Annotated in this window: 9 protein-coding genes, 1 tRNA gene and 1 pseudogene; 5 read left to right on the top strand and 6 right to left on the bottom strand. The window is 68.0% G+C overall.

Annotation, left to right across the window (positions count from 1 at the left end; translation table 11 throughout):
• The first annotated feature begins 1 nt into the window (after position 1).
• Together ACI1V7_RS04555 and ACI1V7_RS04550 are read left to right on the top strand one after the other, a co-directional pair.
• Complete coding sequence (locus tag ACI1V7_RS04555; protein ID WP_404530556.1) at positions 2–3,586, top strand: hybrid sensor histidine kinase/response regulator; 3,585 nt, start codon at positions 2–4, stop codon at positions 3,584–3,586.
• Positions 3,583–4,512 (top strand): diguanylate cyclase, encoded by a 930-nt coding sequence (locus ACI1V7_RS04550; protein ID WP_404530555.1) that lies wholly within the window; start codon positions 3,583–3,585, stop codon positions 4,510–4,512. The genes ACI1V7_RS04555 and ACI1V7_RS04550 overlap by 4 nt, the downstream gene beginning before the upstream one ends.
• 51 nt (positions 4,513–4,563) lie before the next feature.
• Here ACI1V7_RS04550 and ACI1V7_RS04545 read toward each other — a convergent pair whose 3' ends face one another.
• The 5 genes from ACI1V7_RS04545 to ACI1V7_RS04525 all read right to left on the bottom strand — a co-directional run bounded on the left by ACI1V7_RS04545 (position 4,564) and on the right by ACI1V7_RS04525 (position 12,742).
• Positions 4,564–4,977: a DoxX family protein gene (locus ACI1V7_RS04545; RefSeq protein WP_404530554.1), complete on the bottom strand. Its 414-nt coding sequence runs from the start codon at positions 4,975–4,977 to the stop codon at positions 4,564–4,566.
• 170 nt (positions 4,978–5,147) lie between these two features.
• Entirely contained in the window at positions 5,148–9,680 is a 4,533-nt protein-coding gene (locus tag ACI1V7_RS04540; protein WP_404530553.1) for a discoidin domain-containing protein, read from the bottom strand.
• 568 nt (positions 9,681–10,248) lie between these two features.
• Positions 10,249–11,169, bottom strand: coding sequence for a polyphosphate kinase 2 (gene ppk2, locus ACI1V7_RS04535; RefSeq protein WP_404530552.1), 921 nt, complete (start codon positions 11,167–11,169; stop codon positions 10,249–10,251).
• Between the two features lie 75 nt (positions 11,170–11,244).
• The gene (locus tag ACI1V7_RS04530) at positions 11,245–12,510 is read right to left on the bottom strand and encodes a ComEC/Rec2 family competence protein (RefSeq protein ID WP_404531538.1); all 1,266 of its coding nucleotides are present in this window, start codon (positions 12,508–12,510) and stop codon (positions 11,245–11,247) included.
• 161 nt (positions 12,511–12,671) lie between these two features.
• A tRNA-Cys gene (locus tag ACI1V7_RS04525) sits at positions 12,672–12,742 on the bottom strand.
• Positions 12,743–13,007: 265 nt separating this feature from the next.
• Between ACI1V7_RS04525 and ACI1V7_RS04520 the strand changes: the two genes are divergently transcribed.
• Together ACI1V7_RS04520 and ACI1V7_RS04515 are read left to right on the top strand one after the other, a co-directional pair.
• A complete protein-coding gene (locus ACI1V7_RS04520) occupies positions 13,008–15,164 on the top strand; it encodes a TonB-dependent siderophore receptor (protein WP_404530551.1) in 2,157 nt (718 codons plus the stop codon).
• A gap of 111 nt (positions 15,165–15,275) precedes the next feature.
• The gene (locus ACI1V7_RS04515; protein ID WP_404530550.1) at positions 15,276–16,433 is read left to right on the top strand and encodes a sensor histidine kinase; all 1,158 of its coding nucleotides are present in this window, start codon (positions 15,276–15,278) and stop codon (positions 16,431–16,433) included.
• Positions 16,434–16,437: 4 nt separating this feature from the next.
• On the opposite strand, the pseudogene ACI1V7_RS04510 reads toward ACI1V7_RS04515, so the two are convergent.
• A pseudogene (locus ACI1V7_RS04510) lies at positions 16,438–18,963 on the bottom strand (response regulator).
• Between the two features lie 247 nt (positions 18,964–19,210).
• Between ACI1V7_RS04510 and ACI1V7_RS04500 the strand changes: the two are divergent.
• Positions 19,211–19,858 (top strand): superoxide dismutase, encoded by a 648-nt coding sequence (locus ACI1V7_RS04500; RefSeq protein ID WP_404530547.1) that lies wholly within the window; start codon positions 19,211–19,213, stop codon positions 19,856–19,858.

The raw sequence follows: 19,858 nt of genomic DNA, 5'->3' as shown, positions 1-19,858 counted from the left end.
GATGTCCGCCGCCTCCCTTCCCTTCGTTCCGCCAGCCCTTCGCGGGCACATTCGCGCGGCCCTGCATGCCCTGCTGTGCCTCGCCGCCATGCTGTGCCTCGTGGCGCCGCCGGGGGCCGGCGCCGCCGGCGTGCCCGTGGCATCGGGTGCGCCGCTGGCGCTGGACGGCCATGCTTCGCGCGTCGAGGCCTGGCCGGCCGTGACGGTGCTGCACGATCCCGACGGCCGGCTGCAGGCCGAGGCCGTGCTGGCCGCGCCCGAGCGCTTCGCCGCGCCGCAGGGCGCATATGCGACGCTGGGCATGGTCAAGGGTCCGGTGTGGCTGCGCATGCCCATCCAGGTGGGCGCCGGCGACGACGGCCAATGGGTCATGAAGTTCGACTTCGGCCTGCTGAACCGGATCGACCTGCACGTCGTGCGCGACGGCCACGTCGAACGCCACCTGGTGGCGCGCCGCGGCGCCGCGCCGGAAGGCTCGCTGGACGGTCCGATCCCCGCGTTTTCGCTGAGCCTGGAGCCGGGGGCACGCTACGAGATGCTGGTGCGGGTCGATACCAACGGACCGAAGATCCTTCCGGTGGAATTCGAGAAGCCCGACGCCTTCTTCCGCTCCGCGCTGACGGAACAGCTGCTGCAGGGTGCCCTGCTCGGCCTGACCGTGTGCCTGCTGCTGTACAGCCTGGCCCAGTGGGCCAACCTGCGCGACCGGCTGTTTGGCGCCTACGCGCTGCTGGTGGGCGGCATGGCTCTGTACAACACGGCCTGGTTCGGCCTGGGCGCCCATTACCTGTGGGGCGGCAACACCTGGGCGACGATCCACGTCACCGGCATCGCCTCGCTGCTGGCCGCCTGCGGCGCCTACCTGTTCGTGCGCAGCGTGCTGATGCGCCCGGGAAGAGACCGCAAGTTCGGCATCGCCATGCACGTGCTCGCGGCACTGTGCATCGTCAGCGCCGTCGCCTTCGGCCTCGGGCTGATCGCGGACGCGGCGCTGGTCGCGATCGTCGCCTCGCTGGGCATCCTGCCCAAGCTGCTCGGCCTGCCCGGCTCGATCACGCGCGCGCGCCACGGTGACGCCGTCGGCATCTATTTCCTGCTGGGCTGGGGCATCAGCTTCGTGACCTCGGTGATCCTGGCGCAGGTGATCAAGGGCCAGGCGCCCGCGAATTTCTGGACCATGCACGCGCTGCAGTTCGGCAGCGCCTTCGACATGGTCGTGTTCATGCGCATCCTGGGCCTGCGCACCAAGGACATCCAGACGCAGATGCAGCGCGCCGAAGCGGCCACGCGCATGAAATCGGAATTCCTGGCCAATATGAGCCACGAGATCCGCACCCCGATGAACGCGATCATCGGCATGAGCCGCCTGGCGCTGATGGCCGACCCCAACCCGAAGCAGCGCAACTACCTCGGCAAGATACTGGGCGCCGGCGAGCACCTGCTGGGCATCATCAACGACATCCTCGACTTTTCCAAGATCGAGCCGGGCCGCATGACGGTGGACCGGGTCGCGTTCGAGCTCGACGAGATGCTCGAGCACCTGGCCAGCATCACGGCCATCAAGACGGATTCAAAACGCGTCGAGCTGATTTTCAGCGTGCCGCGCGGCGTGCCGCCGCGCCTGGTGGGCGATCCGCTGCGCCTGGGCCAGGTCCTGATCAACCTGACCAACAATGCCGTCAAGTTCACCGAGCAGGGCGAGATCGTCGTCGCCGTCGAGCTGGTCCAGCGCAGCGGCAACGAGGTGCTGCTGCGCTTCTCGGTCAGCGACACGGGCATCGGCATGGATTCCGCGCAGCTGGCACGCCTGTTCCAGTCGTTCTCGCAGGCCGACAGTTCGGTCTCGCGCAAGTACGGCGGTACGGGCCTGGGCCTGTCGATCTCGAAGCAGCTGGTCGAGCTGATGGGCGGCACCATCCAGGTCAGCAGCACGCCGGGCGTGGGCAGCCGCTTCAGCTTCACCGTCTCCCTGGGCATCGCCGATGCGGCCAGTGCGCCGGCGCCGCTGTCGGCCGCCGCACTGCAGCGCATGCGCGTGATGATCGTCGACGACAGCGCCAGCACGCGCGGGGCGCTGGTCGAGATGCTGGCCGGCTTCGGCATCCAGGCCGATGCCGTGGCCTCCGGCGAGGAATCGCTGGCGCGCCTGGCCGCGGCCGTAGACAGCGGCGCGCCCTACCAGGTGGTGCTGATGGATTACCTGATGCCGGGCTGGGACGGGGTCGAGACGATCCGCCGCATCCGCGCCGACCGCCGCTTCCCGGCGCCGCCCGCGATCCTCATGATCAGCGCCTACACCCGCGAAGGCGTGCTGCAGCGCGAGGGCGACCTGCCGCTGACGGGCTTCCTGACCAAGCCGATCGGGCCGGCCCTGCTGTACCACAGCCTGGTGCAGGTACTGCGCCCGGACGCTTCCGGCGCCGGCCAGGGCCCGACGGCCGCCGACGCGACGGTGTCGGCCGCGCAACTGGACCGCCTGGACGGCGCCCGCATCCTGCTGGTCGACGACAATGCCAACAACCGCGAGGTCGCGCTCGACTTCCTGGCCGCCGCACCGCTCCAGGTCGACGTCGCCACCGGCGGCCTGGAGGCCGTGCGCATGGTACGCGACCACGACTACGACCTGGTGCTGATGGACATCCAGATGCACGGGCTGGACGGCCTGTCGGCCACGCGCCAGATCCGCGCCCTGCCCGGCCGCGCCGCCTTGCCGATCGTGGCGATGACGGCGCACGCGATGGCCGGCGACCGCGAGAAGAGCCTGGCGGCCGGCATGAACGACCACGTGGTCAAGCCGATCGACCCGGACCTGCTGTTCCGCGCCCTGCTCAAGTGGATCGACCCGGCGCGCCTGCAGGGCCGCGCGCCGGCCGGCATGCCGCCGGGTCCGCAGGCAGATTCACATCCGAATCTGCAACCCTATCCGACCGTTTCCGTGCCGGCCGAGACCCTCGATACGGAAGCCCTGCCGCCCGTGCGCGGCGTCGACTGGGAACGGGCGCTGGCCAATGCCGGCGGCCACCACGAACGCCTGTACCGGCGCATCGCCAGCTTCCAGCAGGAATACGAGGCGGCGCCACTGCTGATGCGCGACGCGCTGGCCGGCGGCGACTATGCGCCGCTGCAGGCGCTGGCGCACAACCTGAAATCGGGCGCCTCCTACATCGGCGCGGTCCCGCTGGCGACGCTGGCGGGCACGCTGGAACAGGAGCTGCGCGCCGGGCGCCAGGAGCGCGTGCCGGTGCTGGCCCCGGACCTCATCGTGGAGCTGGACGGCGTGCTGGCCGGCCTGGCGCGCACCCGCGCGCTGGCCGCCGCGGCCCGCCCGGCCCCTGCCGGCGCCGACCTGCCCGTGCTGGTCGAGCGCCTGCGCGACTTCCTGCGCGCCGACGACGCGCGCGCCGAGGATGCGCTGTCCGAGCTGCAGGCGGCGCTGGCGGCGACCCGCCACGCGGCCCTGCTGGCAGCCGTGCGCGCCGCCGTCGACGAGATCGAATACGAAACGGCGCTGCGCCTGCTGCGCGAGCTGGACGAAGCGCTGGCGGACGAGGCGGCCGCGCGCGCGCAGGCGGAAGGGTTGGCATGAACCCGGTGCAACCGCAGAAAGTGCTGGTCGCGGACGACGACCCGATCAACCGCCAGGTGCTGGCCGAGCTGCTCAAGCCGGAATACACGGTGCTGCTGGCGAAGAACGGCGAACAGGCGCTGGAACGCGCCGCCCGCCATGCACCCGACCTGGTGCTGCTGGACGTCATGATGCCGGACCTGGACGGGTACGAGGTGCTGCGCCGGCTGCGTGCCGACCCGCACACGGAGCAGATCGCCGTGATCTTCATTTCCGGCCTGGACCGGCCCGAGGACGAGGCCAACGGCCTCAAGATGGGCGCGGCCGACTACATCGCCAAGCCCTTCAACGCCACCGTCGTGATGGCGCGCGTGGCCCTGCACCTGCAACTGGTGCGCCAGCGCCGCATGCTGGAAAGGCTGGCCAACGTCGACGGGCTGACCGAGCTGGCCAACCGGCGCCGCTTCGACGAACTGTATGCGATGGAATGGCAGCGCGCCCAGCGCAACGGCTGGCCGCTGTCGGTGGCCCTGCTCGACATCGACGCCTTCAAGCAGTACAACGACCACAACGGCCACCCGGCCGGCGACCGCGCGCTGCGCGCCGTGGCGCGCACGGCCTCGGCCTGGATGCGCCGCCCCGCCGACCTGGCGGCGCGCTACGGCGGCGAGGAACTGGTGCTGCTGCTGCCCGACACGGACGCCGCCGAGGCCCAGGCATTGATGGAGGAACTGCGCGCCGCCGTCGCCGCGCTGCAGCTCGCGCACCCGGCGTCGCAGGTGGCGCCCGTCGTCACGGTCAGCATCGGCGGCGCCACGCGGGGCGGCCACGGCGACATCGGTCCGGAAAGCGCGGCCGAACTGTTCGAGGCGGCCGACGCCCACCTGTACCGCGCCAAGCAGGAAGGCCGCAACCGCGTGGTATGGCGCACGGCGCCGCCGCCCTGAACCCGGAGGGACGCAGGCGGCCACCACGGACCGCGCACGCCGGAGAAGCGCTCAGGCGTCGCGGCCGTGCAGCGTGGACAGCACCAGCAGGCCGCCCACCATGCACACGTGTTCCATGAAGGTGATCAATTCGTTGTGACGCGCCTCGCCGGTGGCATGCCAGAAGCCGTGGTACAGCACCGTGGCGAGCGCCGTGAACGCAGCCAGCGCCCAGCAGCTCGGACGCAGCCAGCGACCCGCCATGATGGCGGCGCCGGCGGCGATCTGGAGGACGATGGTGGCGGCCAGCAGCAAGGGCGGGAACGGCAGGCCGCCGCCCGCCACCTCGGCGAGGGCGCCCGGCCAGCCCTGGATCTTGTCGATGCCGGCCCAGACGAACAGCAGGCCGACCAGGATGCGGCCGGCCGTGCGTAAGGTACGGTCGAAGGAAGAGGTTTGGAGCCGTGTGGATTGGGATGGTTTCATGAGCGCAATCTACACCGCGGCAGATCGGCGCGCCTCCGACTTTCGTAGGATCGACGAAGCGTCGTCCCCGCGCAGGCGGGGACCCAATATTGCTGGCGCATCGAAAACGCTGGCCGGACTTGGGTCCCCGCCTGCGCGGGACGACGTCTTACCTGGTCACGGGTGCCCGCTTACTCGAACACCTTGGCCTCCGCCACCGACCACCATGCATCGGCGCTGCCCGTCTGCACCACGCGGATGAAGCGTGCCGTGCGCTTGCCCAGCGGGATCGACAGGTAGGCATCCTTGCCGGTGCCGCTCGCGACCGGGTCGCTCCAGGTCGCGCCGTCGTCGGACAGGCGCACTTCCCAGGCGCGCGGCCAGTCGTTCGAGTTGGCGTCCAGGTCGATCTGCTTCACGGCACGGCTCGTGCCCAGGTCGATCTGGAACCACTGGCCCGGCTGCTGCACGGCGCCGGAGGTCCAGCGGGTGCCGGCCTGGCCGTCGAGTGCGTTGGCCGCCGCTTCGCCGCTGGCCGAGGCACTGGCGGTCCAGCCGTCATGCGCGATCTCGCGGACGGCACCGAGGCCGTTCCAGGCCACGTTCACCTCAGCCAGCGACCACCAGTTATCGGCACTGCCAGTCTGCTCGAGGTGCAGGTAGCGGCCCTTGACTGGCGCGAAGGTGGCGGCCACGCGCTGGGCGGTCACGGCATCGGCCGTGTACACCGGTTCGCCCCAGGCGCCCTGCTCGCCCGTCTCGGACACATAGACCTTCAGGCCGTGCGGATAGTCGCCGGTGCGGCCGGCGGCGTCCACCACCACGCTGTCGAGATAGCGGCTGCTGCCCAGGTCGATGCGGAAGTACTGGCCCGGTTGCTGCGGCGCGCCGCTGCTCCAGATCGTGTCGCGGTTGCCGTCGATGGCGTTCACGACCGGGTCGCGGTCGAAGCTCGACGAGGCGTACACGGACCAGGCGCTGCGGTCGAAGGCGCCGGTCGCCGGGGGCAGCGCCGGTTCGGCCGGCTGCGTCGGCGCGGCCGGGCTGCCGAAGCTGGCCACCTTGACCTCGGTGATCGACCACCAGCGGTCCGACGTCGCCGTGTTGACGATCTTGATGAAGCGTGCGCTCTGCTTGCCCAGGCTCAGCACCAGGCTGCTCTCGCCTTCGCCCGAGGCGACCTTGTCGCCCCAGGTCTTGCCGTCGGCGGACACGTAGATCTCGTAGCCGCGCATGTAGTCGCCCGTATTGCCGGCGCTGACGAACAGCGTGTCGAAGGTCTGCGTCGTCTTCAGGTCCAGCACGATCGACTGGCCCGGCACCTGGGTCTGGCCCGAGCTCCAGCGGGTGTCCGGATCGCCGTCCAGCATGTTCTTGGAAGCCTCGGCGTTCGGGAAGGACGAATCCACCGTCCAGCCGCTCGTGGACAGGTAGGGATCGCTCGGCGCCGGCAGCACGGGCGCGACGGTCACCGTCTTCATCGGGTCGACGGCCACGGTCGAGTGGGCCGGCACCACGGCCGAACCGGTGATGCCGCTGCCGTCGCTGAACTTGACGGTGCGCTCGACGTCGGTCGGGTTCCAGACCTGGGCCTTGTAGCCGTTCGGTCCCTTGTACACGGTGGCCGCGGGCCAGCCGACGGCCACGATGTCGTTGCTGCGTTCGCCCAGGCTCGCCATCGAATTGATGAACCAGTAGGCGTTGAACGCCTCGGATGCCTTGACGGCCTTGCCATCCCACTTGGCCAGCGCGCCCTTGGCGTCGCTGAGGGCCTGCATCGGCCAGACGATGTGCTGCCAGTCGCGCTCGTCGCCGCCGCTGTCGGCCACGAAGCCCTGGTACAGGCGCGCCACCTTGGCCGCGTCGCGGGCGTAGTAGGTCAGCCATTCGGCAGTCGGCACCCAGTGGATGCCGTAGACATAGGCCGGGTAGTCGCCGAAATAGGTGAGGAAGGCATTCGATGCGTCATACACCTGGCCGACGGTCGCATGCGTGTAGTTCGGCAGCCAGTTGTCCTGGTCATAGTTGAACCAGTACTGCTCGATCGCCTTTTCCTCGGTGGTGAACCCGTAGATGCCGGCGTCGCGGTAGGCGTCGTTGCCGGTCGCCAGGCCCCACAGGTACTGGCCCACCCAGCTGACCAGCGCTTCGCCCGCCGCTTCCTGGTTGTTGCCGCTCATGTTGTCGCCGTAACCGCCGGCCCAGGAGTGGCCCGAATACGGATTGAAGTTGCGCAGGTAGGGGAACATCGTGTCGGTACGCGACGGATTCGCGTAGTCGCGGATCAGCATGTCGATCATCGGACCGTAGTCCGTCACGAAGTTCTTGTCGTAGTTGGCCAGCACGCCCGCGGCAAAGGTGAAGTAGCCGTAGGTGAAGTGGTGGTCGGTCAGGCCCGTGTTGATGCCGAAGCCCGTGTGGTAGCTGACCAGCGAACCCCACGATTTCACGTAGTGGAAGTAGGTGCCGAGCTTCGTGTCGTTCTCGCTGTAGTCGAGCCAGTCGGCGAAGATCGCGCGCAGGCGCGCGACGTAGCGGTCGCGCCGGTTCACGTCGCCGATCTGGTCGGCCACGATGATGCCCATCGCCAGCGGGTGCAGCGCCTTGCCCTGCCAGTACGGATCGTCGTTCATGATGCCCGTGGTGGTGCTCTGGTCCAGCTGGTCGAGGTAGGCGGCCAGCTTGGCGCGCGAATATTCCGGATTGTTCGGTTCGACGAACTGCGGAATCACGCCGTGGAAACGGTCGACGGTCTGGAAGCTGTTGCCCGTCATGAGCTTGAGGTCGCCGCGCACGGTCGGGAACACGCGGCCGTCCAGGCGGGCGCCGGACAGCTTCCACTGGTGCGGGAACAGGCCCATCATGGTCTCGTTCGAGAAGCCGGCGCGCTTGACGGTGGTGGTGGTCGTGAAGTCCGTGCTCACCTGCGACGTCGCCAGGTCGACCTTGTAGCTGGACTTCGTGCCCGTGACGAAGGCATAGGCGTGCTGCTGGAAGTCGTTCAGGTCCGCGGCCTGCGGCATCGTCGCCACCGACAGGTATTCCTGGCCGCTCGGCAGCGTCACCTTGATCGCGTTCCCCACGCGCATGAAGGTCGAGCCGGCGGGCCCGAACACGCCGTAGTAACGGGTCGAGGTCTTGGCCGGCTGGCCCTTGTCCGTGCTCAGCACCTCCATGCCGATCACGTCGCCCTGGACCGTCTCGAAGTCGTTGGCCAGGATCGTGTTGCCGTCGCGGTCGAACAGGCGCACCAGGTTGTAGGCGGTGAGCTGTACCTTGTCCGGATTGGAGAAGGTGTTGAAGATGTACGGAGAACCCTGCACGAGGGTGCTGGTCATCTTCGGCGTGGCGTCGTCGCTCATCACGACGTCGACGTGGTAGTCGCCGTAGCCCGCCACCTTGGTGACGGCCTTGGACGGCAGCATGTTCACGGGGCGGATGTACAGGTCGGTGTCGCGGCCCGTATCGACCGAGGTGCCGGTGCCATTCAGGTAGCCGGCGTCCAGGGTGGTGATGCCGAGGCCGTTGCGGCTGTAGTTCGAGCGCAGCGGGTGCGTGACGAGGCTGTTGCCGTTGCCGAAGTTGGCGATCAGGAGATGCTGCCACCAGTCGTTCGACGGGATCGGGCCCTTGATGGCATCGGTCTTGTAGGTCGGCGGCGGCGGTTCGAGCTGGGCGATGTCGTTCACTTCATAGCTGCCCTTGCCGACGGCGACGCGCTTGGGCGCGGGCGGCATGTCGGGCAGCGTGTAGACGGGCTTGGCGTCGCCTTCGCGCCACGGGAATACCTTGAACTCGAGCATCGAGTAGCCGAACGTGGTGGCGCGCGCGATGCCGTGCATGCGCACGTAGCGGCCCGTCGCGTACACGGGGACGCGGTCGTTACCGCCCGCGCTGGCCAGCGTGCGGTAGACGGTGGTCCAGCTGGAGGCGTCGTCCGAGACCTGGATCTCGTAGGCGCGGCCGAAGGCGTTCTGCCAGTCGAATTCGACGGCGCCGATGACGGTGCTCTGGCCCAGGTCGACGTAGATCCACTGGTCGTCGCCGTAGGTCGAGGACCAGCGCGAACCCGTGTCGCCGTCGGTGACGTTCGTGGCCAGGTAATCGCGCGGGGTCAGCTCCTTCGGGTGGGCCGGGTCGTCGATCTCCTGCGAGGACGCGACGACCGGGCGGCCGGCCGCGATGTTCGGCGCCGGCGCCTGCACCGCGCCCACGCCGCTGCCGTAGACGTTGAATTCGAGGATCGAGTAGCCGTAGGCCGGGTTGTTGCGCTCCGTGCCCAGCACGCGCAGGAAGCGCGCGTTCAGGTCCAGCGGGATCCGGTTCACCAGCGACTGGTTCGGCTCGGGCGTGACGTAGGCGCGCTCCCAGTGCACCTCGTCGTTGGACCACTGGATCTCGAAGGTCTTGGCGAATGCGCCTTCCCAGTTGATTTCCACGCGCGAGACATGCGCGTTCGCGCCCAGGTCGACGTACAGCCACTGCGGGTCCTTGCCCCATGCGCTTTCCCAGCGCGATTGCAGCGAACCGTCGACGGCGAGGTCGGGCATGTTGTTGTCGCGCACCGACGAGGCGTACACGGGGCGGTCCACGGAAATGAGCTGGTCCTGCGCCTGGGCGGCAGGCCACGCGAGCTGCAGCGCCAGCGCGATTCCCGCCAGGCGCAACGCAGGCTGGTTCGCATGCAGCGAGCGCAGAAGTACCGGTTTGGTTCGATGGGTCATCAGGGTCCTCATGGAAGAAAAACGCGCACCGGCAGCGCGGGTTGGTGTCAAAGATAGAATATTGAACGGCGGAAACTCTAGCATAATGACACGCGTTTTTTGTTGCCGCGTGGAACTATCTTTAGTAGTGAGGGCGGACAATTTCGGACAATTTGGTAACAAATACGTGGGAACGTCGTTCAACTGTTGGCTTCTAGAAAACGGTCGTGTCAAGAAAGGCAACGGAATTGGCGAAATTGAAAGTTAGACGAAAGAAATATTCTCCCTTGCCAACGTTGTCATCTTCCTGACATCGCGGCGGACTAAGATGACGTCACTCTCTTCGTGAGTTTCCTTATCGGATACTTCGTTCATCCGCCTTCCTTCGGGTCGGCGGATTTTTTTTGTCCTGTGCGCCGATGCGGGAGGCGCGCGCGCACCGTCGTCCCGCCGCACGGCAAGGAAGGACGGTTCGGCGCGCACGGGTTGCGGTCAGCGGGTCGTGCCGGCGCAGGGCCGGCGCAGGGCCGGCGCAGTAGAGCGTGGACGGTAAGCGAAACGGGAAGCGAAGCGGGACCGCGCCCGCCGTTCAGTAGATATCCGGGACGATGATCTCCGGCGGCACCGGACGGCGCACGTAATCGTCGTGGTACTCGCGCTCGGGCAGCTGGATCGTCGGCCGGTCGACTTCGACATACGGGATCTGCTGCAGCAGGTGGTGGATGCAGTTCAGGCGCGCGCGCTTCTTGTCGACGCCCTGCACGACCCACCAGCGCGCCTCGGGGATGTGGGTGCGCTCCAGCATGACTTCCTTGGCCTTCGTGTATTCCTCCCAGCGCCGGCGCGACTCCAGGTCCATCGGGCTGAGCTTCCACTGCTTGAGCGGATCGTGGATGCGGGACAGGAAGCGCGCGTTCTGCTCCTCGTCCGAGATCGAGAACCAGTACTTGATCAGCTGGATGCCCGAGCGCACCAGCATGCGTTCGAACTCGGGCACGGTCTGGAAGAATTCCTCGTACTGGTCGTCCGTGCAGAAGCCCATCACGCGCTCGACGCCGGCGCGGTTGTACCAGCTGCGGTCGAACAGGACGATCTCGCCGGCCGCCGGCAGGTGCGGCACGTAGCGCTGGAAATACCACTGGGTGCGTTCGCGGTCGTTCGGCGCGGGCAGCGCCACCACGCGGCACACGCGCGGGTTCAGGCGCTGCACGATGCGCTTGATGGCCCCGCCCTTGCCGGCCGCGTCGCGGCCTTCGAACAGGATCACGACCTTGTGGCCCGTGTGCGCGACCCAGTCCTGCAGCTTGACCAGTTCCGCCTGCAGGCGGAACAGTTCGCGGAAGTAGTCGCGCCGTGCCGTGCGCTCGGCCTCGGTCCGGGATCCGGCCGGCAGCAGCGTGTCGGGGTCGAGGTCGCGGTCGTCCAGCTCCAGTTCGAGTTCTTCGTCGTAGCTGTCGGCGATGTCGAGATGGACGCGCCGGACCAGGTCGGGATGGTCGGTATTCCTCATGGGGTGCCTCGTCAGGGTGGAGTTCGGGATGGTCCCGACTCTACCCTGCCGCCATGACAGGGCCGTGACCGCGGTTCAGGCCAGGTAGGGTCCCGTGACGAGCGTCACGCGGTCGTCCTCGTTGCGGTTGTCCGTCACGGCCACGTGGAAGCGCATGCCGCCCGGCGCCACGCGCACGACGACGTGGCCGTCGTGGCTGCGCATGCGGCTGGTCAGGCGGCCGTTGGCCAGCAGGTTCTCGCGCATCACCGTGGTCGCGAACACGTCCCGCGGGCCCGGGTACAGGCGCTGGCTGAACATGCGCTCGAGCTGCAGCATGTCCGGATGCACGATGTGCCAGGTCGGCACCACCCACACCTGCGGCCGCAGCGCGCGCACGACGCCGGCGTCGAGGCCGTCGAACATGCCGTGGTGGTCGGCCGTCGCCACGCTGGCCGGTCCCGCCACCCGTGCGGCCGGGCCGAGGATATCGCGCCAGGGCAGCGCGCCGTCTTCCGTGTAGCTGGTCAGGTCGCCCGCCGTGAAATAGGAAAAGCGGCCGTAGCCGAGGCGCACCGCGATCGAGCACACGTTCTCGTTCGGCCAGTCGGCCCGCGCCAGCGTGGACAGCGGCGGAAAATGCGCGACGGCCGACTCGCCCTGCCCGCTCCACACCTCGCCGTTGGCGGCGACGTTGCGGATCTCGAAGGCCGGCGCGCCGGGGCGGTGGCCCTGCGCGCGCAGTTGCGTCGCGCTGCCGACCCGGATGCGCTCGACGGCCAGGCCGGCGCGCCGGCGCTCCTGCACGAAGGCGCGGTAATTGTCGGCGAACGGCGCCTGGACGGGCGCCGGATACGCATAGTCCGGATAGCCGCGGTCGACGACGGTGCCGATGTCCAGCAGCTCGGCCACGTCGGTCACGCCGCTCAGGCGGTACTTGCCGTTCGGTGCGAGCGGCGAGCCGGCGCCGACGTCGCCCGTGTGGTCAGGATGCACATGGGTCACGAGCAGGTAGTCCAGCCGGGAGAGGTCCGCGCGCTGCAGGTGGCGGCGCGCATAGCGGCCGATCCACTCGCCGGCACGGCGGCTGGCATCGGGCCGCGGCGCCACCGAGGTATCGAGATCGTTGTTCGATGCCCCCGCGTCGATCAGCATGCTGGTCCCGTCGGGCAGCATGACGAAGGTGGCGTTGCCGCGTCCCGTCGCGATGTGGTGGATGTCGAGCCAGCCCGGCTGCCAGGGCGCGAGCGGGCTGCCGGCGCGGTCGGGCAAGGCGGCGTCGGTACCGGACGCCATGGCGGGCGTCGCGGCCAGGGCGAGCATGGCGCGCAGCAGCGCGCGGCGTTGCGGCTGCGCGGGCATCACGCGCGCACCATCGAGCACGCAGGAAAGGTGAGGCTGGGAGAGGAATGCATCACGATGGGTCCGGTAAAAAGATCATCCCGCAAGCGTAGCATGCAGGCATGACCCGACCGTGAAAACGGGAACACCACGCGGAGCAGTTAAGTGGAAAGCCGGGGATGAGGCGAGGGCAGGAATTGAACCTGCCTCCACGGCGTTGCAAGCCGTTGCATGACCTCTTTGCTACCTCGCCGTAGAAGATCATATGTTTTCCGCATGTGACGGGCGTGCGCTGGATCAAGCGGCGGCCTTTGGCGGTGCAAGCGACGGACATGGGCGAAAGCAGGCGTATCGGCAGCCGCCGAACGCGGTGCCGCGGCGGCCGGCGTTGCATCCCGCTGTCATCCGCATTTATTTCCCTCTAGAAAACTGGAACATTCGCCCACGTCCCGTTATAATTGCGAATGATTCTTATTAACTTTGACCGGCGCGATGCCGGCCGCCAGCCAGGAGTTCCGATGTCCCGCCCACGTTCGACCCGCTTCCCGCAATCCGATTCCGCACGCCTGCTGCGCCTGCATCCGCTGGCCCTGGCCTGCGCCCTGCTCGCCGCCGGCAGCCCGGTCCTGGCCGCCGAGCCGGAGACGCCGGCGGCACCGGAAGTGCAGGCGGATGCGAACGTGGCCACCGTTACCATCACGGGCGCCAACGCGAAGCCGGGCTACACGGTGCGCGACAGCGCCACGGCCACGCGCCTGGACCTGTCGCTGCGCGAGACGCCGCAATCGATCTCCGTGGTGACGCGCGAGAAGATGGACGACTTCAAGCTCAACTCGGTCAACGACATGCTGGCCAGCACGCCCGGCGTGACGGTCGAATCGATCGAGACGGACCGCGTCTACTACACGGCGCGCGGTTTCGAGATCACCAACTTCCAGTACGACAGCGTCGGCATCCCCTTCGTGTTCGGCAACGTCACCGGCAACTTCGACACGGCGCTGTACGACCAGGTCGACATCGTGCGCGGCGCCAACGGCCTGCTGTCCTCGACCGGCAATCCGTCGGCCACCGTCAATTTCACCCGCAAGCGCCCCGGCGACAAGCTGGCCGCCTCCGCCGGCCTGACCTACGGTACCTGGGGCCACAAGCGCTTCGACGGCGACGTCACGGTCCCCCTGAACGAACAATGGGCGGCAAGGGTCGTCGTGGCGCGCGACCAGGGCGGCTCCTGGCTCGACCGCTACAACCTCACCAAGACGGTCGCCTCCGTCATCGTCGAGGGCAATCTCGGTGCCAACGACAAGGTCGCCGCCGGCTATACCTACCAGAAGAGCGCGGCGGACGGCGCCATGTGGGGCGCGCTGCCCCTGTACTACACGGACGGCAGCCCGACCGATTATCCGACCTCCGCCAACACGGCCCCCGGCTGGAGCTACCAGGATGCGTCCGTCAACAGCACCTTCGCCGAATGGACGCACCGCTTCGGCAACGGCTGGACGGGCAAGGCGACGGCGACCTACAACCTGTCGCCCACCGATTCCAAGCTGTTCTTCGTGTCCGGCATCCAGGACCGCGCGACGGGCCTGGGCCTGACCAGCTACCCGTCGCTGTACCGCTCGAAATTCAAGCAGAAGCTGGCCGACGCCTCGGTGACCGGCAAGTTCGACCTGGGCGGCCGCAGCCACGACCTGAGCTTCGGCGCCTCCTGGGCCGAATCCCGGGTCGACCAGTTCTCCGGCTACGGCCAGGGCATCGGCACCGACCTGCCGGGCAATACCGCCGTCGACGGCAGCTATCCGGAGCCGGCGTTCGACGCCAGCATCGCCAACAGCGGCTTCGTCGACAAGCGCAAGAACGCCTTCGTGGCCGTGCGCTGGAACCTGGCCGACGACTGGAAGCTGCTGACGGGCGCGAACCACGCCAAGGTCGACACCAACGGCAACAGCTACGGCGTGAACAGCTACCGCTCGGCCAGCAAGACCTCGCCGTACGCGGGCCTCGTCTACGACATCAACCGCAACGTCTCGGCCTACGCCAGCTACACGGCCATCTTCAATCCGCAGAGCGAGCTCGACGCCAGGCGCCAGCCGCTGGCGCCGGTCGAGGGCAAGACCTACGAACTGGGCGTGAAGAGCGAATTGATGGGTGGCCGCCTGAACCTGTCCGGCGCCGTCTTCAAGACCAAGCAGGACAACGCCGCCCAGCTGCTCGGCTACCTGAACGGCGTCGACGCCTACTACGAAGGCATCAGCGCCAAGTCCAAGGGCTTCGAACTGGAGGCGAGCGGCCAGCTGACGCGCAACTGGAACGCGAACATCGGCTTCGCGCAGCTGTCGATGGAAGGCAACGAGGGCGAGGACGTCAAGACCTACATCCCGCGCAAGACCGTGCGCGCCGCCACCACCTACCGCTTCCCGGCGCTGCCGGAACTGAAGGTGGGCGCGAACGTCAACTGGCAGTCCCGGATCTACCTGGACGACGTCGTCGCCGTGATCCGCCAGGGTTCCTACGCCACGGTCGGTCTGATGGCGCAGTACGACATCACTCCGCACCTGAAGCTCTCGGCCAACATCTACAACCTGGCCGACAAGCGCCACCTCCAGAGCCTGTACTGGAACCAGAGCTACTACGCGGCACCGCGCAACGCGAGCGTGAGCCTGAACTGGACCTATTGAACGCAAGCGCAATGAAAATGTAACGGCGGCCTGCTCTGCCGTTACAGTTGGCGTGGCCGGGCGGCAAACTGGCGTAGCATGGAGTCCATGCCATTTGACCGGAGGGACTTCATGAGCCTAGCCAGCGACCAGGACGCCGGCGAACATCGCCTGTCCGAGAACGCCAGGCGCATGCTCGCCCTGCGCGAACGGGTGTTCGACACATGGTCCCGCCGCGTGCGGGCCCAGGTGCTGCAGGCGCGCGCCCTGCAGCAGCCGATCCTGATCGACACCCTGCCCGTGTTCTACGACAATATTGCGCAGAGCATCAGCCCCGCCTACCCGCGCACCTCGGCCATCGACGGCACCACGGTGGCGGCCGAGCACGGGGGCGAGCGGGCCCGCATCACGACCTACGACCATGCCGCGCTGATCGAGGAATACCAGCTGCTGCGCTGGGCCATCTTCGACGTGCTGCACCGCGAGGGCGTGGCGCTCGACCACGTCGAGACGCATGCCGTGCACTCCTCCATCGATTCCGGCATCCAGCAGGCCGTGGAAGCGTTCTCGCTCGTGCACAGCGGTTTTCGCGAGCGCTTCGCGGCGGCCCTCACGCACGACTTGCGCAACCCGCTGGCCGCCACCGTGACGGCGCTCGAGGTGATCCTCCTGACCGACGACCCGACCCGCATCAAGACGGTCGCCGCCAAGGCGCTGGCGAACACCCAGCGCATGAGCGGCATGATCGACGAACTGCTGGACACGATGGCGTTCCACGGCGGCCGCAAGATCCAGCTGGCCATCGAACCGGTCGACGTCCACGCGGTGGTGCAGGAAGTGCTGGCGGACGCCATCGCCGCCCACGGCCACCGTTTCGAGGTCGAAGGGGAACCCGTGCAGGGCTGGTGGGACCGCGCCGCCATGAAGCGGGTGACGGAAAACCTCGTGACGAACGCCGTCAAGTACGGCAGCGCCGGCACGCCGATCACGATTCGCACCAGCGACATCTACGGACGCCTGGTGCTGACCGTGCACAACGAGGGCGAGCCGATCCCGGCCCAGGAACAGGAATGCATCTTCCAGATGTACCGGCGCGCGGAATCGGCCAAGCGCGACGCCAAGGGTGGCTGGGGCATCGGCCTGCCCTATGTGCGCGCCGTGGCCGAGAGCCATGGCGGCAGCATCGGCCTGGACAGCAGCGCCGAGCGCGGCACCACCTTCGTGGTCGACATCCCGCTCGACGCGCGGCCGCACCAGAACGCGGACAGCCTGGCGCAGGAGCAGGTGTGAAGGTTCAGCCCACCTGCGTGCCCGGTGCCCCCAGCGCCGCCAGCGCCGTCCGCAGGCTGTCCAGCGTGTAGGGCTTGGGCAGCGCGGCGGCGCCCGGCACCTGCACGGCGCCGCCGTAGCCGCTCGCCAGCAGCACCTTGATGCCCGGGAAGCGCGCCAGGGCGGCCTGCGCCAGCTCGCCACCGCCGATGCCCGGCAATTGCAGGTCGGTCAGCAGCAGGTTCACGTCGGCGGCCAGCAGGGGCAGCGCGTCTTCCGCGCTGGCCACGGCGGTGACGGCGTGGCCCAGGAACGCGAGCATGTCGCGCGTGTTCTCGCGGATGTCTTCTTCGTCCTCGACCAGCAGCACCTTCATGCGCGGCGCGGACGGGCCGGTCGGCGCCGCTGTCGGCGCCGCCATCGGCGCAACGATCGGCGCAACGATCGGCGCAACTTCGGCCGCGGACGCCGCCTCCCGCGCGATGCGCTTCTGCTTTTCGTTGGCCAGCACGTGGCGGATCTTGCGCGCCAGGTGTTCCTTCGTGTACGGCTTGCCGATCAACTCCACGCCGCGGTCCAGGCGGCCCCCGTGCACGATCGCGTTTTCCGTGTAGCCGGAGGTGAACAGCACGGCCAGCTCCGGCAGGCGCTCCCTGGCCTTGCGCGCCAGTTCGGGGCTGCGCAGCGGTCCCGGCATGACGACGTCGGTGAACAGCAGGTCCACGTGCACGCCACTGTCGATGACGGTGAGCGCGGAAGCCGCGTCGGCGGCCTTGAGCACGCGGTAGCCGAGCCCGGTCAGCATCTCGACCACCGTCGCGCGCACGGCGTCGTCGTCCTCGGCCACCAGGATCGTCTCGTTGCCGCCCACCGCCGGCTGCGTGTCCAGCGCCACGTAGCTGTCTTCCGCCGCGTCGGCACGGGGCAGGTAGAGCTTGATCGTGGTGCCCTCGCCCACTTCGCTGTAGATCTTGATGTGGCCGCCCGACTGCTTGACGAGGCCGTACACCATCGACAGGCCCAGTCCCGTGCCCTTGCCTTCCGCCTTGGTGGAGAAGAACGGCTCGAAGGCGCGGTTCATGATTTCCGGCGGCATGCCGCTGCCCGTGTCGCTGACGGCGATCATCACGTACTGGCCGGGCCCCACGTCGGGATGGCCCGCGCAATAGGCGGCGTCGAGCATGGCGTTGCCCACTTCGATCGTCAGCCTGCCGGCGCCGTCCATCGCATCGCGCGCATTGATGGCCAGGTTGAGCAGCGCGTTCTCGAACTGGACCACGTCGATCGACGTGCACCACAAACCGCCCGACATCACCGTCTCGATCTCGATTTCCTCGCCCAGGCTGCGGCGCAGCAGGTCTTCCATGCCCATGACGAGGCGGCTGACGCGGATCACCTTCGGTTCCAGCGGCTGCTTGCGCGCGAACGCCAGCAGCGAGCTGGCCAGCTTGGCGCCGCGCTGCACGCTGGCCAGCGCGTTCTCGACGCGGCGGCGGCCGTCCGGCATGGCCGCCAGCTCCGGCGCCAGCAGCTGCAGATTGCCCGAGATGACCTGCAGCAGGTTGTTGAAATCGTGGGCGACGCCGCCCGTCAGCTTGCCGATCGTTTCCATCTTCTGCGACTGCTGCAGCGCGGCCTCGGTGCGGCGCATGGTCTCGGCCTGCTGCAGGTCGGCCGTGATGTCGCGGCCGACGGCGTGGATGAAGTTCGCGTCCGGCACCGCCGTCCAGGCCAGCGTGCAGTAGCTGCCGTCCTTGCGGCGGTAGCGGTTCTCGAAGCGGTAGACGTGGCCGCCGCCGCTCAGCGTGCCGACCTGCTGCAGCGTCGCCTGCACGTCGTCCGGGTGCACGAGGTCGAGGAAGGAGGTGCCGACCACGTCCTGTTCGCGCCAGCCCAGCGCCGCGCTGAAGGCCGGGTTCACGGCGACCAGCCGGGCATCGAAATCCGCCACCAGCATGATGTCCTTGGACAGGCGCCAGATGCGGTCGCGCTCGGCGGTGCGCACCGATACCTGCTGCTCCAGCGTGGCGCTGAGCGCGCGGAAGTTCGCCTCGCTGTCGCGCAGCGCGGCTTCGGCGCGCACCTTGCCCGTGGTCTCCACGACGACGGCGATCACCCCGGCGATCGCGCCGTCCTCGAACACGGCCGGCGAGTAATCGAGGTTCATCCACACCTGTTCCGGCATGCCGTTGCGGTGCAGCGTCAGTTCCTGGTCCGTTTAGCTGAGGATCCCGCCGCGCAGCACGACCTTCATCACGTTGTCGTTGAAGTCCGCCACCTCGGGCCAGCCCTCGCGCACCTTGGACCCCAGCAGGCGCGGATGGCGGCCGCCGGCAAATACGGAATACGCGTCGTTGTAGATCATGTAGCCATCCTCGCCCCACAGCGTCACGATCGGCACGGGCGAGCGCAGGACGAAGGCGACCAGCGTCTTCAGGCCGCCGGGCCAGCGTTCGATGGGGCCCAGGGCGGTGTCGCTCCAGGGAAACGCACGGATGAGCGCTGCGGTCTTCCCGCCGCGGTCGAGGAAGGTCAAGGCGTTGTCGGGCATGAAATGTGAAATGTTCCACAAAGGAAGCCACATTCTACATGGATGCGGCCGCTCGCTCCGCCCTGAAACACTGCGATACATGGCAGGTGCTGCCTGCATGCAAGCGGACGGTGGCCGGGACCGCCATTCGGTATAGTCGAACGTAGACACTTGATGTTTTCGACGCCAGCAACATATGCGCACTACAGGATCTTGCGTGACCGGCAAGGTCTCTTTTCCGAACCCATCCATTGAAGGGAGAACGAATATGCCTTATGAACTGCCCCCCTTGCCGTATGCCTACGATGCGCTCGAACCGCACTTCGATGCGCGCACGATGGAAATCCACCACACCAAGCACCACCAGACCTATGTCACCAACCTCAACAATGCGATCGGCGAGGCCGGCGTGCAGGAAGAGCCGGTGGAACAGCTGATCACGAAGATCGATACCCTGCCCCAGCAGATCCAGACCGCCGTGCGCAACAATGGCGGCGGCCATGCCAACCACGCGCTGTTCTGGACCGTGCTCACGCCATCCGGCGGCGCGCCGTCGGGCAAGCTGGCCGCGGCCATCGACAGCGAACTGGGCGGCTTCGACAAGTTCAAGGAAACTTTCACCAAGGCGGCGCAGACGCGCTTCGGCAGCGGCTGGGCCTGGCTGACGGTCGGCAAGGACGGCAAGCTGCTCGTCGAGAGCAGCGCCAACCAGGACAATCCGCTGATGGGCGGCTTCGCCGGCCTCTCGGGCGGCACGCCGATCCTGGGCCTGGACGTGTGGGAACACGCGTACTACCTGAACTACCAGAACCGCCGTCCGGACTACATCGCCGCCTTCTTCAACATCATCAACTGGGACGAAGTGGCACGCCGCTATGAGGCTGCCACCCAGGCCGCCACCCAGGCTGCCCGCTGA

Origin of the sequence: Massilia paldalensis (assembly GCF_044901715.1) — a bacterium.
Taxonomy (GTDB): domain Bacteria; phylum Pseudomonadota; class Gammaproteobacteria; order Burkholderiales; family Burkholderiaceae_D; genus Telluria; species Telluria paldalensis.
Note: the sequence above shows the minus strand (reverse complement) of the source record. Positions and strands in the feature narration are given on the sequence as shown.